We start from the raw sequence: 15,442 nt of genomic DNA on the forward strand, positions 1-15,442 counted from the left end.
ATACCCTAGGCGACGCTATCTTAGAAAATGGGTGATCCTTGGTGACACGCCAAGAGCGTGCGGTCACAAACCCACTCACGGACGAACGAATAATCGTCCGTGAGCTCATTAATGATCTCGCTGGGTCTGCCCGTCTCGAGGTACTTCGATCACTTGACGACCAACCCCTGACAGCATCGAAGATAGAAGAACGGGGCCAGGTTACTCGACAGACCGCGTCAAAACACCTCGCGCAGCTCACCGATCAAGGCCTGACCAAATCAACCAATGGTGGGGTATATGAGCTTACAGCCGGCGGGAAGGTCATCCTCTGTGCCTTCGAAACCTGTTTCGATAATCTCGATCCAGAACGCCTCACACATCTCACGCGCTCAAAGCACACGATTCCGCTATTACACACGCTTTCTGAAGAGCCCCTACGACCAAGCGAATTGGCTGAACGAGACGCGGGATCACCCTCACGTGCGACAGTTCGAAGGAAAATTAGACTATTCGAGACGGAGGGCTGGACCGAGGAAATCGACGGTGAGCACCAACTTACGCCATCTGGTGAGCGAACATTGGACACATATGATGAGCTAGCGGTGAAGATCGAGCAAGTGATGGAGAAGGCGCCGTGGTTTCAACGGCTTAGCCCGACTCGGACAGACATTCCAGTGCAGGCTCTCAGTGATGCAAAACTGTACGTCTCCTCACCGCACTCGCCAGGGATCGTGCTCGCGACGGCCCTCAAACTCTGTGACCCCCGACTCGACCACTTCCGCGTCCTGACGTCAATTTTCAATCCAACGCTCTTTACAGCGTACGACAAACTCCTCAGACTTGGGCTCAACGGGGAGGCGATCGTCGACGCCTCGCTCTACAACCGCCTCCACGAGGAGAATATGGAACACTTCCTCGACGATTCCAACTACGAGAATTTTCAGGTATTCTACCTCGACGAAGAATTAACGCTCGGTATCGGAATCTACGACCAGGAACAGATCGCGATCGGTGCGTATAATGAAACTGGAGAGGGGGAGCATATCGCGATGCTTCTCAGTTCGAACGACGCGGTCGTTCAGTGGGGTGACGATCTGTATAACTACTATCGAAAACGTGCCATACGTGCCAGTGAAAACTCCCCCGAGAGTGCCAATTAAATAGAGAGGGAGATTTCATAAAGTTAACCAACAAATTTGGATCTATCCCTGTATTGTAGGTTAATCCGCTACACGGTCGGTGAAGTCTTCCTCAGTCATTCGATTTCAATGATCTCACCTTCACCTTCGTGGAGCAAATTGCGGATTTCATCCAGCAATTCCTGTCCCTCTTCGTAAATCTCACTTCCTTCATCGAGCGAGATCTCGTCTGCGTCGAACTGTTCGATGATCTCTTCAACCTGGTCCATTCGGTGTCTGATGTCAGAATCGTTTGCCACGCTTAGATCACCCCCAGCCACAGCCCGGTGATGACCAACAACAGCAACAGTAGCACAGCGATTGCGGCCTTGTAGTAGACCGGCGAGAGGCCCTCAGGGGCGGCCGCCTCGTCGACTGCTTCGGCGAGTTCCTGCTCGTGTTCGTGCTCCTGCTGGAAGGTTTCGTACGCGGCGTCGAGTTGCTGCGCCAGCGGCGTGATCTCGCCCGCGAGGAACTCCTCGCGGGAATTTACGATATACTCGCCAGCGGCCGTCGGCGTGATCGTCGCGACGTCCGTCACCTGATCCGCGATGAGCCGGTCATCAGTGTGTCCAATCGCGGTGACTACTGGGGTACTGGCGGTGAAGATAGCCTCTGCGACTCGCTCGGTGTTGAACGCTTGGAGGTTCGAATCGCTCCCACCACCACGGCCGACGATAATCGCGTCGACGTCCTCCGACCGGTCGAGGTGGTGGATGCCGTTCGCGATGGATGTCGGCGCGTCCGAGCCCTGGACGGTGGCGTCCTTTATCAGGATGTCAACGGTCGGGTTCTGTTCGTGGATCGCGTTCTGGATGTCGTACCGGGCATCGCCACGGAGGGACGTGACGACACCGACGCGCTCCGGGAACGCCGGCGGTTGCTGTTTCTGTTCCTCATCGAACCACCCACGCTCTTCGAGTTCGCTTCGCAGGCGTTCGACGGCCGCCGCCTGGTCGCCGTCGCCGACGACGATCACCTCCCACGGTTTGAGGTCGATTTTCCCGCCTTCGACCCAGTAGTCGATGTCGCCTTCGAGGATGACCTCGGTCCCGTCCTCGAGGTCGACGTCCATGTTGCGGTAGCGGTTCGCCCAGAGCATACAGGGGAGCTCGGCGTTACCGTCGGTGAGCGTGAAATAGAGTGCCGTACTGTTCTGGTGGAGGTCGGTGACTTCTCCGATACAGCGGACACCGTGGAGGGCAGGCGTCTCCTCGACGACAGACGCGATTTGGTCGTTCAGCTGTGACACGCTGAGGACCGCTCTCGCATCGGGGTTGACCGCCTGCCGTTCAGTATCCGGTGCGTCCGCCATGTACGTCTTCTAATACTGAAGAGGAACTTCAAAAAGCTACGTTCGAGTGATGAGGTCGACTGTGGTACCCCGGACTACAGGTCGCGGGGCTGGACCGTCTTCCGGTCGTTCGCTTCGGCACGCTCGGCAGCGTCGTCGAGGAGTTCGGCGGCCTCTTCGTTGAGGGCGTCGTAGAAATCGGCCGAGACGTTGTGATCCGACAGTGCATCCTTCACAGCTGCTTTGACGATTAGGTCAGACATTCCATCACAGGATTCTCTTGTCCGCCATATAAAGGTTCGAAGTTTCTCGCCGGGATTTCGACCATAATGCTGCCGAGACGTACTCTGGATACCAGAGAGCACTTAATCACCCCGTCAAAAGTAGGGAAACAGACGGATGCACGATTTAACCGGATTCCAGCGGGATATCTTGTACGTTATTACCGGACTCGAAGAGCCACACGGGCTCGCAGTCAAGGATGAACTCGACGACTACTACGAACAAGAGATCAATCACGGGCGGCTCTATCCAAATCTCAGTACTTCACAAAGCCGCTTAGTTAGAACGTCTGCTTGCTGAAGGTGTGTCTAAAACCAAACAAGCAGACGGTGAGATCCACGAGGACCAGCTTCTTAACTTTCTCGTCAACCGCCTTGACGAGGAAGTTTCGCTCTCGTTAGCCAATAACGCTGAAATCACTGCTGAAGACATCTATGAGGTCCTCGTCGGCGCTTGCGCCGACGGGACCTCTGTCTCTACGCTCTGTGCGTCGAGCCAGAACTCACCCGCTGGGAACACGGTCCTCTACCATCTTCGGACGAAGTTCGAGCCGGAACGGCTCGAACGAGTCGCTAACACGCTCCTGCGAAAGGATCTCGATGAATTGCTCCCCGAACAGGTGGAGGTCTGCGCAGACCTCCACCTGCGGCCCTACTACGGTGACGAAGACGACACAGACGGCCTCTATCACTCGGTAGCGAAGCGTGGAACCACTGCGTTCCACGCCTATGCCACACTCTACGCGCGTGTGAAGAACAAACGCTACACGCTGGCGGTACGCCGTCTCAAAGACGGCGATACCGCAAGTAGTGTCCTCGCTGAGTTCTTCGGTGTCCTCGACGGCCTTGACGCCGGGGTCAAGGCCGTCTACCTTGATCGCGGATTCTACGACAGTAAGTGTCTCACGCTGCTTCAGGCGCACAATTACGCGTACGTGATCCCGATCATCCGGTGGGGTGAGGCGATTCAGCAAGAGCTCTCGGAAGGATGGAGTCGCGTCATTCAGCATGATCTGACGGGGAAACTCGACGGTCACAGCTGGACCGTCGATTTTCCCGTCTACATCGACTGTACGTACCTAAATGGGAAGTATGACGAGAACGGTGTGGCGCGTCACGGCTACGCCGCTGACGCGCCGTTCATCGACTCACCACGGGACGCTCGATACCACTACTCGAAACGCTTCGGTATCGAGTCAAGCTATCGCTTGTTTGAGCAAGCGATAGCGACAACGACAACACGAGATCCAACGGTACGGCTGCTGTACGTGGTGGTGAGTCTCCTCTTACAGAACGTCTGGCGGTACCTTCACTACGAGTATGTGGCGACGCCCCGCCGAGGCGGGCGTCGCCTCTGGTGGTGGCCGTACAAGGAGTTCGTCAATATGATTCGACGAGCTGCGTGGACGGCCCTCGCGGTGCGTCGGGCCGTCCCCGCGAATCGGCCACCTGACGACCGATTCCACCGCTAACCACCGACCGAGCAAGCCAGCGGAGTGAGTGGCGACGCTGTCGCGTCGGCGGCTGACCGCCGCCGACAGCGACAGCTCTCCGTCGATCCGTCCGTAATTCTCTCGTCGAGACCGTCAGTACAACCGCTTCGACACAGAACTCAGGCCGCAGAAACAGCTAGCCGAGGATGCTTTGTGAGGTACTGAATATAGGTGATATGAACGCAGAGGAAGCAATCGAGACCGGGGGCTTGGCAGCGTTCTTCCTATTTACCGCCTTGTTCCTCTCTACGATTGATCTCTCACTTGGTGGTTCGCCGGATACTGTCCAGACTGCCAACAAACTCTCGCGTTTCCTCTACGCTGGCGTGATGACCGTTGCGCCGACATCTCAGCTGGCGATAGCTATTGATCTAGTTGCCGCTCTGGTCGCCTCTGTGGGACTGCTACAAGGTGCCAAAGAGTCCATCAAGGGCGGAGTCATTGCTGCTGCATTTCTCTACTTCTTTATAGGCTTCTTGGTGAACTATGCGACTGCCCCGGTTTGATCGACCATCGCTTGAATGAATTTTGACTCTGAGTACATACGCCAATCCCCTCAACAGCAAGGGTATCACACCCTTCTAGGAGTATTCGCCAGCATGTGGTAAAGGTCATATCGGACCTTGGGTGTGTGTCCTGCCGCGATTCGCCGGGGTCTAGAAGACATTAACCAACATTCGTCCTCATTCGGTGATTGTGTTGGTTAACGCAGTCACAGAGGTGTAGCTTATCCGGTCTCAAGCAGTGTTTCTATTGTTTCACGGAACGCTGAGAACGCGGTGTCGGCCTCCGTAATTTCCTGAGCGCCAGTGATCACGACTTTTCCGGTGGCAAAGACCAGTAGTACGCACTCGTGGTCGCGGGGGCGGTACACCAATCCGGGGAACTGCTCTGGTTCGTACTCTGTGATCTCAAGACCAAGCCCAATTGCAAGCGCTGACAGATTTAGCGGTCGTTCGAGATCGGCCATGCACACGTAGTTCTGGATACTGAACCAGGCATCCTCAGCACTCGAAACGATCCCGTGACGTTCCAGCAGGACCAGAAACTCGTCTCGGAGACGTTCAGATTCGGCTTCCGACGACGCTCCGGTGATGATGTACTTCCCGGTACGGTACAGCGTGATCAATGGCTCGCCGTCGCCGAACCGGACGTAGGCTCCAGGATATTTTTCGGGATCGTAGTCGACGACGTCGTCAAGTTCCCGTGCGAAGGTCGCGAGATCGAGTTCGACGTCTAAGGCTCCCGACGCAACGACATTGACGACGCGTACCATCGTGAAATCCTTCGTGATCGAGAATACTTATATCAGCGTAATAGCGTACCGGATAGCCTGCCCACCGTGGTGGGGATTGATCACCTGGCGGTTCTACGCTGCTACTTGCTCCGCTCAACGAGGTTGTACTCTTCAGCGTACTCAAAAATGACTTGCAGGATGTCCCACGATTTGCCGGTCTGATCGTCTTCGAAGTACCATTCAGCCTGTTCGCCGATAGCGTCAGAAACGGCTTCAGCATCGAGAAAGTCCTCTGGGTCGTCGAAGCCCATGCCGATCCAGTCCTCGCCAGCAAGGTTCGCAGACAGGTCTCGTGTGATGGCGTCGATCACCGCTCGCTGGAGGTCCGCCGTGAAGTCTACTTCATACCGCTCTTCGGGCATTTCCTCTTTCAGTTTCGGGAGCAACTGCTCGGCGATCTCTTGGTGCGACGATTCTTCACTTCCCGCCCAGTCGTTCAGTACGGTGTAGTCGTTCGGCATCGTTTGAGTCTGTCTTGGCCGTATCTTGACTGTGTTGCTGTCAGTGTTTTCTGAAGTTTATCCTGATTGGCTCTCTTGGTACACCTGTTGACGAAGATGCTTTGTAATCGCTTCCTGGACTTCGTCGTTGTCCATAAACTCCGCGAAGAGCTCCTGATTCTGGTCCATTCGATCGATAAACATACTGGTTAGCGCATCGTCGAACTCCAGCGCGAAGTTTTCGCGACTATTGGCACGCGCAGAACGCTGGAGGTGATCGTCTTCTAGTGCATCTTCCTTGAGCTGCTCAAGGAACAGTTGGTCGGCCTCGGTGAAATCAGTCCCAAGCTTGTCGTTGATTTTCTCGACGATAGTCGACAGTTCAACTTCATCATCAGCTTCTGAACCGCCCGTTCCAGTCTCTGTCGGGCCTTTGACCTCACCGTCAGTCGCGCTGAGCCCGATGGAACCCTCCTCAGACTTCTCAAGCCGATAGTACTGTAGGGCGAGTTCGTCGTCGAATTCTACGGTAGGGTCATGAGATTGCCTCGGGAGTTCCTTGTACAGGAACCGACCGAAGGTGTAGAGCTTCTCAAGGTGGGTATCCGCGTAGCTGACGATCTGCGACTGAAACTTATACAGCTGCAGGAACGACCTGAGCGTTGAGCGGAAGTCTTCCTGGATTTCCTCCTCTTTGGCGACGAAGCGGTCCCGGGCTGGCTGAACGATACTGCTGAGCTTTCCATGAGTACCTTCCGTCCCCGTGTTGGACGGGTCAAAGAATACCTTAGCGAAGCGGTCGACTTCCTTTTGCTCGTAGATGCGGAACGCATCGAGGTCAGAGGCTAACTGTTGGAGATGTTGTGGGTCCATCTCCTCCGTCACGGTTGTCTTACCGTAGAACGGCTCAAACGCTTCCTTGATCTCTTCCTGCTCGTTCTCGAAGTCCAGCACGAACGTGTCCTCTTTCCCGGGATGCTGCCGGTTCAATCGAGAAAGTGTCTGGACCGCTTGAATCCCCGAGAGTTTCTTGTCGACATACATCGTGTGGAGGAGCGGTTGGTCGAAACCGGTCTGATACTTATCGGCGACGACGAGGACCTGGTACTCCGGCGTGTCGAAGACGTTGGGGAGTTCCGACTCTTTGATGCCGTCATTCATTCCCTTTTCCGTGTAGCTACCGCCATCGTCCTCGACCGTCCCACTGAACGCGACGAGCGCGCTGAGGTCGTATCCGTTCTCCTCAATATATTCGTCAATCGACTTCTTGTAGCGGACTGCGTGAGCGCGAGAGGACGTCACGATCATCGCTTTCGCCTTCCCACCGATCTTGTGCTGCGTGTGGTTCCGGAAGTGTTCGACGATGATCTCAACTTTCTGTGAGACGTTGTGCGGGTGGAGTTTCAGGAACCGCGATATCGCGTTCACTGCCTTCTGCTCGGGCACCTGTGGGTCCTCCTCGACGACCTTCGCGACGTTGTAGAACGTCTCGTACGTCGTGTAGTTTTGGAGGACGTCGATGATGAATCCCTCATCTATCGCTTGCTGCATCGAGTACAGGTGGAACGGTTCGTGCCCACCGTCTCCATCGGGTTCACCGAATGCTTTCAGGGTCTTTGCCTTCGGCGTCGCAGTAAACGCGAAAAAGCTGAGGTTGGGCTGTTTGTTCCGAGATTTTGCATTCTCTGCCATGGCGTCCTCCCAATCCTCGATATCTTCCTCATCGACCCCCGAGAGGATGCCCTTCATCTCGGCGGACATCTCGCCGCTCTGGCTGCTGTGGGCTTCGTCGACGACAACAGCGTAATCCCGCTCCGGAAGTGACTGTGCGTGCTCAATGACGTACGGGAACGTCTGGAGCGTCGTGATGATCACGGGCTTGCCAGCCTCCAAGGCCTCCGCGAGCTCCTCGGATTTCGAGCGGTTCTCGCCTTTGATCGGATGAACGACGCCAGTCTTGTGGTCGAGCTCGTAGATGGTGTTCCGGAGCTGTTCGTCGAGGACGGTTCGGTCGGTGACGACGACGACGCCGTCGAACACTGCATCGTCTTGGTCGTCGTGCAGCGAACTGAGCCGGTGAACCAGCCAGGCGATAGACTTGCTCTTCCCGCTCCCGGTGGAGTGCTGGATGAGGTAATCCTCGCCGGGTCCCTCCTCTTTCGCGCTGGCAACCAGCTGGCGGACACACTCCAGTTGGTGATAGCGCGGGAAGATGATCGTCTCGTCCTCCTCGACGGTGATGCCGTCTTTCTTGATCTCCTCCGTGTCGATGTGGATGAACCGCTGGATGATATCCATCCAACTGTCCTTCGCCCAGACGTCTTTCCAGAGATACGCAGTGCGGTGGTCGTTCTCTCGTGGGGGGTTGCCACCGCCCTTCTCGTGGCCCTTGTTGAACGGGAGGAAGTGGGTGTCCTCGCCGGCGAGTTCGGTCGTATAGTGGATCTCGTGCTGGTCGATAGCGAAATGGACCAATGCACCACGTTTGAATCGGAGGACGGGTTCGCTCGGGTCGCGGTCTTGGCGGTACTGTTCTCGGGCGTCCCTGTTTGCCTGGTCGGTAAAGGTGTTCTTGAGTTCGCCTGTTGCGACGGGGATGCCGTTGACGCTCAGTGCGAGGTCCACGCTCAGATTCGAATTCGTCGCCGAGTAGTGGAGCTGTTGGGTGACACCGAGGCAATTTGCTTCGTAGCGAGCCTGCAGTTCCGGATTGATCCCCGTGTTGGGCTGGAACGTCGCGAGCTCGATTTTAGTGCCGGTGGTGCGAAGACCATGACGCAGTAGTTCGAGCGTGCCTTGTCGTTCGAGGGCGCTCGTCAGTTCCTGGAGGAAGCGCTCGCGAGCGCTGCCCTTGTGAGCGGTCTCCAGTTGCTCCCAGGCTTCCGGCTGGGTTTCTTGGACGAACGAGATGACCTCGTCAGGGAAGATGCCCCGTTCGGCGTCGAACTTACTGTTCGGAACGCGTGTGTAACCGCGTTTGAGGAGAGAAGCGGCAATCTCGTCTTCAAAGGCCGCTTCATCGTACTGCTTACTCATATGAATCCAATCTTATCCTCCATGTTTCGCTTCAGACACATCAATCTGGTTCGTGATCTCGGCTGTGATTACTGACTCACGCATCTCAGATAACTTCGAAAGTAGATTATTGATGGTTGAGATTGAGCTATTCACTTCAGTAGACATCTTTGATAAGCGATTTACTATTTCTTGCTGATCTCTTTTCGGAGGTATCGGCATTTTCTGGTTGGAGAGCTTTTCAACCGTGATATGGTCTATTGTACTTTGGTTAGAGTTCGCAGAGAATATCCCCGTTTTCACAGCAAATTCCATGAAATAGCAGAAGAATTCCGGGATTTGATTGCCATCATTTGCACGGACTCTATGTAAGGCCTTTTGATAATACACCCCCTCGGTATCTTGGCGCCAAACAGCACTTTCACCACAACCAAACCCGCCTTCACATACGAGAACGTCTCCCTGCTCAAGCTGGTAGAGGTTTCTCTCATCCTCTGTGAAGTCCATCTTGGGGAGCTCTTCCGTGTTGATGTCCCACCAATGTACGTCTTGGTTTCGGAGATATGGCGCTAGGTGCTCACCAGATATCTCAGCTGCATCCAACATTTTTCCCAGCTGTATATCATAGTACCATCCCACTTTGGCGACATCCCAGCTTTTGGGTATTTTCCCCAACCAAGGGATATCTGTCTGAATCTGTCCCTCGGAGCCATTTGAACAGGTTATCTCTTCCCATATTTTTGATAGCCTTTTCTGTTGTAGTAGATCTTTTAATTGGTTTCCAACAGCTATTGCTTGATAGATATTCGAGATTTTCTTGTCCAATCGGGCCGCTTTCCGCTGTTGGAGGTCATATCTAATTTGCGGTATCTCGAAGTTCTCTATGAATGAACTTGGCACTCTTTTTTGTCCCGCAACCCCCCGCATCGCGGTTACCGCTTCGTCCATGAAGGGCTTCGATCGAAGAACATACCAGAGAAATTCCGTACTAACCCCCTCACGCGGCCGCAAAATATGTAATTCAGTCGTTCCGAATCCGATTCCGTTTTCTAGTCCTCGACAGATCGCCCCTTTCCCGTTCTCGAAGGACGGCGTAATCTTCGCTATCGCAATATCTCCTTCCCGGAAGTAGGTATAGCCATCATACACCTCCTCCAGTGGGCGTGTCTCAGTATCTTTGATTTCGCCATCTGTCCCGAAATCCTCCAGCGGGACGAAGCTTACGTCTGTCTTCGGGTCAAGATCCGAGAGTTCCGATTTGGTCGGGTTGATTCGAGCGAGATGCTTTAGACGGACTGTTTCCGGTTCGTTCGATTTCTCTGTACCGTCAGTGAATTCCGTGATGTTCGCCTGTCCATCCATTACTCCGTCACCTCGCTCAGCAGCTCGACGATCTCGTCTTCCAGTTCACGAATGTCGGCGTCGATTTCCTCTAGCGGCCGCGGCGGCTCATATTCGTAGAAGTAGCGGTCAAAGTTGATCTCGTAGCCCACAACTCCCAATTCGCCATCCTGATCGTCGTGGTACTTACTGCTCTCGTTGATCCACGCGTTCTCCACGTGGGGTTGCACCTCCTCTTCGAAGTACTCCCGCAGATCCGTCCCTAATGGCACCCGTTCGCGGTCGCGAAGATCGGTATCGTGCTCCGGATTCCCCTTACTATCGGTGACGATTTCGGCGTCTTCGTTCTGCTCGCCGAACGCGCGTTCTATCGCGTTATAAACACTGTTGCGGACGTCGACGTCGTTCCGTTCGAAGCAGTCTTCGACTTCTTTCATGAACTCGTCGCGGTCCATCCACTGTCTCTCCGAGTCCAACTCGTAGAGCGCCTCTTTGACCGCTTCCTGCACCTCTTTGTCCCGGTTCGTGAACGCCCGTTCGTCGTCGAGGCTCTCGATGCGCTCCTCGGTCGCCTGAAAGCTCATCCGTAGCGGCCGGTCAATAACGATGCGGCGGTAGCCGAACTCCTCGGTGGAGACGACCTTCGAGCGGCCGTTGGCCTCCAGATCGCCGAAGATACGGGAGATCTCGTCGATATGGTCTTGCGTGAGTTCGTGGCGCTTCTCGCCCAGACTCTCGTCCATCTCGGCGTACAGGTCCTGTGCGTCGATGAGCTGGACCTTGCCTTTCCGGCGCTCCGGCTTATTGTTCGAGAGCACCCAAATGTAGGTCCGAATTCCCGTGTTGTAGAAGAGATTCTCCGGCAGGCCGACGATTCCCTCCAGCCAGTCGTTTTCGAGGATCCAGCGCCGGATAGCTGATTCCCCGCTGTTAGGTCCGCCATTGAACAGGGGCGAGCCGTTGAACACGATGGCGATACGGGAGCCACCCTCTGCAGGCGACTTCATCTTGCTCAACATGTGCTGGAGGAACAGGAATGCACCGTCGTTGGTCCGGGGCGTCCCCGCACCGAAGCGGCCAGCGAACCCTTCCTCTTCGTGTTCGCGCACAACCTGATCTTTGACCTTCTTCCATGAGACCCCGAACGGCGGATTCGAGAGCATATAGTCGAAGGTCCGGCTCGGGAAGCCGTCCTGGGTAAACGAATTCCCGTAGATGATGTTCTCGGGCTCTTGGCCCTTGATGAGCATATCCGAGTTACAGACCGCGTATGATTCGGGATTGAGTTCCTGCCCGAAGACGTGGAGGTTCGCGTCGGTGTTGAGCTGGCGGACGTACTCCTCAGCGACACTAAGCATCCCGCCGGTCCCACAGGCGGGGTCGTACACCGTTCGGATAGCGTTCTGTTCGGTCAGTGCCTCGTCGTCTTCCTGGAAGGTGAGGTTGACCATCAGTTCGATCACTTCCCGCGGCGTGAAGTGCTCGCCAGCCGTCTCGTTACTCAGTTCGTTGAACTTCCGGATGAGCTCCTCGTAGATGTAGCCCATCTCCTCGTTCGGGACTTCCTCGGGATGGAGGTCGATTTCAGCAAACTGCCGAACGACCTTGTACAGAAGATCGGCGTCGGCAAGTCGGTCGATCTGGTGGTTGAACTCGAACTTCTCGAAGATCTCCTTCGTCTCCTCGTCGTACTGATTGATGTAGTACTGGAGGTTCTCCGCGATGTCGTCGGGGTCGTTGCAGAGCGATTCAAACGTGTACTCACTAGTGTTGTACACCTGTGCATCGGCGGCTTTCTTCAACGAGGGGGCGACGTTCTCGATACCTTGTTCCTGAAGCTGCTCGTACCGCTCTAGTACCGCTTCCTGATTCCGTTCAGTAACGCAGTCGAGTCGTCGAAGAACAGTCAGCGGCAAGATGACCTTTTGATATTCCGACTGCTTGTAGTCCCCTCTGAGAAGATCTGCAATAGACCAGATAAAGTCCGACTTCTCGTTGAAGTTATCGACCATTGTACGGTGGAAGGTAAGTGTGTATGATAAACGCCACGGAGTATTCACTGAGAAGGCCCGCTATCGACGTCGATTCACTTCACACAATCCGGCAATACTGACTCTACCGAAGAGAAGATCGGCGACTCGGTGAGAGAGCTCATCTCTTCTCATCGATATCGAGGAGCGATGACCACTGTTCCGACCTGTTTCATTACCCCACGGTTCACAGACTGAGTTACGCACGAATGCAGGATTTCATTGTGGATGAGGACTCGCACCCTCGATCTATCGGGTTTGACGCCACAGACCGACAGGATCTCGTGGTGACTGTCGGTGTTCTTCTCAATCGGACGCAGGAAGCCACACTCCTGGATGACCTCTATCAGACGATATATGATGACGGCTATCTGCCGTTCCGGACGAAAAGCCGTGACCTTTCACTCCCTCCTGAGAAGGTTCAGGAGCTCCTTCTTCGGTGTAACGGGGAGGTCGGTATTTGCGTTCATCAGGACGACGTCAAGCTTCCATTTGCTGAGGCAGTCCACTCCGCGATCCTCCTTGACGAACTGAGTGTGACTACCGACGACACGATAGCCATCGTCGACGGTGACCAGGGTAGAGCAGGCCAGCTGTATCAGACTGCCGTTGCAATCGACGTGGTTCCGCCGTCAATCACAAACTGTGCCCAGTCAGAGCTCTACTATCCACATCTCCTGTTGGCGGACCTTGTTGCTGGCGTTGTCGCAGATACCATTGCGGCGAATCCTACAGCTCTCTCTTCAGCCTCGGTCGCTGGACCAGTTGAGATGATACTGGAGACGACACAGGAATCTCGGAAAGGTCGATGGGGACGTGGATATTCCGCTGTTGCGCGTGGCGAAGGAGAGGTTCGACGGGCAACATACGAACAGCGATATGCGCATTCCGTCCGGGAGCGCGTCAGCTGTTGGTTTCACGGAATATTTGGGAAGACCCATGCTCCACCTCCGGAGAGTGATGGCGTTCAACCTGTTGTAGGGAGGCTCGAGGCAATGGGGTGTAGCGATGTCGCTACGTGGCTTGCTGAGCAGTAGTGAAAGGGCACTGATTCCCGCCTCCACCCCCGTTTCCACGCGGGACCTGTCCGAGGACGCAATTGTGATGTGGTGCGTCCCCGTTCGGACCGCGTCTTACCGGGATGGCAGGAGCGGTGCGACGGGCTTCAAACGCCGGTGCCTGCGGCGCTCCACCTAGTACGTGTGGGGGCATCCTATTAGAAGTTGTCCTTCATTTTCTGCGCTTTACAGTACCTCGGTCAGTGATGCCGATTTGTCGTATGCGACGGCTAGGGATTACTGAGCGAGAAGAGCAAATAACCCTGCCCAACCACTTTATTTCGCCCTCGGTGGAGACCGTGTACTCGTCTGGTCTTACCAAACTTCTCCCCTACTCTCTAGCCATCATTTGGTAAGACAACCGCAGATATACATCACAGAACCGACTACACACCGTTAGATTAGATGGATTCACCGGCGGCACAGGCGTATCCTCGTATTCGAGACGCGGTTGAGTCCTTCGTCGCGGACGTTCAGGACTATACGGAGGATGCCTACGAGCAACTCCCCACGACGACGATCACCGAATCCAATACGTTTCGCGACCGGAAACACGAGTACACCGTCGAACAGCCGTCGAAAATCGTCCGTGATACGAACCGGTTCAAACGCTTCTATTTCAGTGATCTAGCCGAATTACTCATCGACGACGGGCTCTCATTCTGTCCGCATCGTCGGGATGACGTAGAACGGACTCTCCACGTCAAACGCATCTTTAAAGTCGCGAAGCTCACCCTCGATTACGCCGGCGACGTGGTATTCGACGAAGACGCCTTTGACACCGCCTACGAGGATCACTTCGCACCCCTCTACGCGAGTACTCACGTCCACCGAGTCGTGTTCCCCCTCCCGCGAGTGATCCTGCGACCAGACGATATCAGGGATGGATTTCAGCTAACGCTTGAGCCCCTCGAAGATTCGGTCGATAACGGCGAGTATGTGGCGTCTCTCACGGACGATCTCCTGCTCTCAAAGATTCCTGACTTCGAGATGACGGCGATGCAGACGTACGGCACGCCCGGTATGATTACTCAACCGGATCAAACCCAGAAACGACTCGGGTGGGCGACGACTCTCGAAGTCGAGTTCGAAGTCACCCATCGTCCCACGAAACACAACTCCGAGCATACGGGCCTCGACCTCAGCTGGACTGGAAATCAAGCGCTTTCTGAAGCGGCCGTGATCGCGAAACAGGTCGTTACGGCACTCCGGCTTTGGGCCCCGAAAGAGTACGCTGGGCTTGGCCCGGGATATCTCCTCCGTGACTCCTGGAAGACGTATCGCGGTATCAGCGCCGACGTCGACCGAGTGATCATTCCGGAGTTCGGGCAGCGCGGGAAATCATTCCACCGTGACTCAATTGAACTCCCGGAAGCCGAGCAAGACGTCCTCCGTGAGCACTGGCAACGAATCGGGCCGTACTGCACGTTGGAAGATGAGACGTCGAATACGCTCTATCGGTGCCTCACTCGGTTCAACCGAATGTACGAGCGGTCGACGTCCGAAGACCAGATCGTAGATGCCTTTCTCGGCTTCGAAACCACGCTTATCCGTGGTGATCCTGGCTCAACGCTCCCAAACCGGGCTGCAGCTCTCCTCAGTGACCAGGATGACTGTGATCTTGATGAGGTGCGGACGTTCTTAGAGGAAGTACGACGCATCCGGAACCGAATTGTCCACAACGATGCGAGTCTCTCTGAGGAGTTGTCTGGCGACTATCCTGGCCCGAATGAGACTCGGGCGTATCTCAAAGAAGTTCGCTGGTACTTGGCGCAGGTTGTCATCGCTTATTCGGCGTTACTGGACACACCTCGCGATTCAATTCAGGCTATCAATCAAACGATAGTGGATTCGAGGATCGACGAGATGGCTGAGGAAAATCAGAAATCGATCCTGCATACGCTCCTACGTACGTTGATTGGCCGCTAAGGCTGCATTAGCTCGGGATTCAACATCGCAGTCAGGGTTGACGGAATACTCTTGTCTTACCAAATAACCCGGAACTTGCCTGCATTATGTTTGGTAAGATACGG

General features: G+C 55.2%; 13 protein-coding genes. 5 read left to right on the plus strand and 8 right to left on the minus strand.

Annotated elements, in window-relative coordinates:
• Positions 1 to 584: 584 nt before the first annotated feature.
• Complete coding sequence (locus tag HALDL1_00760; GenBank protein AHG05683.1) at positions 585 to 1,142, plus strand: hypothetical protein; 558 nt, start codon at positions 585 to 587, stop codon at positions 1,140 to 1,142.
• Positions 1,143 to 1,237: 95 nt separating this feature from the next.
• Here HALDL1_00760 and HALDL1_00765 read toward each other — a convergent pair whose 3' ends face one another.
• The 4 genes from HALDL1_00765 to HALDL1_00780 form a co-directional block, all read right to left on the minus strand.
• The gene (locus HALDL1_00765; protein ID AHG05566.1) at positions 1,238 to 1,420 is read right to left on the minus strand and encodes an exonuclease VII small subunit; all 183 of its coding nucleotides are present in this window, start codon (positions 1,418 to 1,420) and stop codon (positions 1,238 to 1,240) included.
• A 2-nt stretch (positions 1,421 to 1,422) separates the two neighbouring features.
• Entirely contained in the window at positions 1,423 to 2,475 is a 1,053-nt protein-coding gene (locus tag HALDL1_00770; protein ID AHG05567.1) for an exodeoxyribonuclease VII large subunit, read from the minus strand.
• Positions 2,476 to 2,549: 74 nt separating this feature from the next.
• Positions 2,550 to 2,717: a DNA-binding protein gene (locus tag HALDL1_00775; protein AHG05568.1), complete on the minus strand. Its 168-nt coding sequence runs from the start codon at positions 2,715 to 2,717 to the stop codon at positions 2,550 to 2,552.
• Between the two features lie 145 nt (positions 2,718 to 2,862).
• On the minus strand, positions 2,863 to 2,973 hold the full coding sequence (locus tag HALDL1_00780; protein AHG05684.1) for a hypothetical protein: 111 nt from the start codon (positions 2,971 to 2,973) through the stop codon (positions 2,863 to 2,865).
• Positions 2,974 to 3,040: 67 nt separating this feature from the next.
• Here HALDL1_00780 and HALDL1_00785 point away from each other — a divergent pair, with 67 nt between their 5' ends.
• Both HALDL1_00785 and HALDL1_00790 read left to right on the plus strand, forming a co-directional pair.
• On the plus strand, positions 3,041 to 4,207 hold the full coding sequence (locus tag HALDL1_00785) for a transposase ISH3 (protein ID AHG05569.1): 1,167 nt from the start codon (positions 3,041 to 3,043) through the stop codon (positions 4,205 to 4,207).
• Between the two features lie 197 nt (positions 4,208 to 4,404).
• The gene (locus tag HALDL1_00790) at positions 4,405 to 4,734 is read left to right on the plus strand and encodes a hypothetical protein (protein AHG05685.1); all 330 of its coding nucleotides are present in this window, start codon (positions 4,405 to 4,407) and stop codon (positions 4,732 to 4,734) included.
• Positions 4,735 to 4,955: 221 nt separating this feature from the next.
• On the opposite strand, the gene HALDL1_00795 is transcribed toward HALDL1_00790, so the two are convergent.
• From HALDL1_00795 to HALDL1_00810, 4 genes are all read right to left on the minus strand, one after another.
• Positions 4,956 to 5,504 carry a TATA-box-binding protein C gene (locus HALDL1_00795; GenBank protein ID AHG05570.1) on the minus strand — a complete coding sequence of 183 codons (549 nt, stop codon included), beginning with the start codon at positions 5,502 to 5,504 and terminating at the stop codon, positions 4,956 to 4,958.
• Positions 5,505 to 5,605: 101 nt separating this feature from the next.
• Positions 5,606 to 5,986, minus strand: coding sequence for a hypothetical protein (locus HALDL1_00800; protein ID AHG05686.1), 381 nt, complete (start codon positions 5,984 to 5,986; stop codon positions 5,606 to 5,608).
• A 57-nt stretch (positions 5,987 to 6,043) separates the two neighbouring features.
• Positions 6,044 to 9,001: a type I restriction endonuclease subunit R gene (locus HALDL1_00805; GenBank protein AHG05571.1), complete on the minus strand. Its 2,958-nt coding sequence runs from the start codon at positions 8,999 to 9,001 to the stop codon at positions 6,044 to 6,046.
• A gap of 1,340 nt (positions 9,002 to 10,341) precedes the next feature.
• The gene (locus HALDL1_00810) at positions 10,342 to 12,333 is read right to left on the minus strand and encodes a DNA methyltransferase (protein AHG05572.1); all 1,992 of its coding nucleotides are present in this window, start codon (positions 12,331 to 12,333) and stop codon (positions 10,342 to 10,344) included.
• Positions 12,334 to 12,560: 227 nt separating this feature from the next.
• On the opposite strand from HALDL1_00810, the gene HALDL1_00815 reads away from it, so the two are divergent.
• Together HALDL1_00815 and HALDL1_00820 are read left to right on the plus strand one after the other, a co-directional pair.
• Entirely contained in the window at positions 12,561 to 13,388 is an 828-nt protein-coding gene (locus HALDL1_00815; protein AHG05687.1) for a hypothetical protein, read from the plus strand.
• Between the two features lie 426 nt (positions 13,389 to 13,814).
• Positions 13,815 to 15,338, plus strand: coding sequence for a hypothetical protein (locus HALDL1_00820; GenBank protein AHG05688.1), 1,524 nt, complete (start codon positions 13,815 to 13,817; stop codon positions 15,336 to 15,338).
• Positions 15,339 to 15,442: the final 104 nt, after the last annotated feature.

The sequence above is a fragment of the Halobacterium sp. DL1 genome, from assembly GCA_000230955.3.
Lineage (GTDB): Archaea > Halobacteriota > Halobacteria > Halobacteriales > Halobacteriaceae > Halobacterium.

Coding starts and splice junctions, on each gene's coding strand:
- HALDL1_00775 (AHG05568.1), bottom strand. CDS start 2,717: ATGTCTGACCTAATCGTCAAAGCAGCTGTGAAGGATGCACTGTCGGAT.
- HALDL1_00770 (AHG05567.1), bottom strand. CDS start 2,475: ATGGCGGACGCACCGGATACTGAACGGCAGGCGGTCAACCCCGATGCG.
- HALDL1_00805 (AHG05571.1), bottom strand. CDS start 9,001: ATGAGTAAGCAGTACGATGAAGCGGCCTTTGAAGACGAGATTGCCGCT.
- HALDL1_00800 (AHG05686.1), bottom strand. CDS start 5,986: ATGCCGAACGACTACACCGTACTGAACGACTGGGCGGGAAGTGAAGAA.
- HALDL1_00820 (AHG05688.1), top strand. CDS start 13,815: ATGGATTCACCGGCGGCACAGGCGTATCCTCGTATTCGAGACGCGGTT.
- HALDL1_00810 (AHG05572.1), bottom strand. CDS start 12,333: ATGGTCGATAACTTCAACGAGAAGTCGGACTTTATCTGGTCTATTGCA.
- HALDL1_00815 (AHG05687.1), top strand. CDS start 12,561: ATGCAGGATTTCATTGTGGATGAGGACTCGCACCCTCGATCTATCGGG.
- HALDL1_00790 (AHG05685.1), top strand. CDS start 4,405: ATGAACGCAGAGGAAGCAATCGAGACCGGGGGCTTGGCAGCGTTCTTC.
- HALDL1_00795 (AHG05570.1), bottom strand. CDS start 5,504: ATGGTACGCGTCGTCAATGTCGTTGCGTCGGGAGCCTTAGACGTCGAA.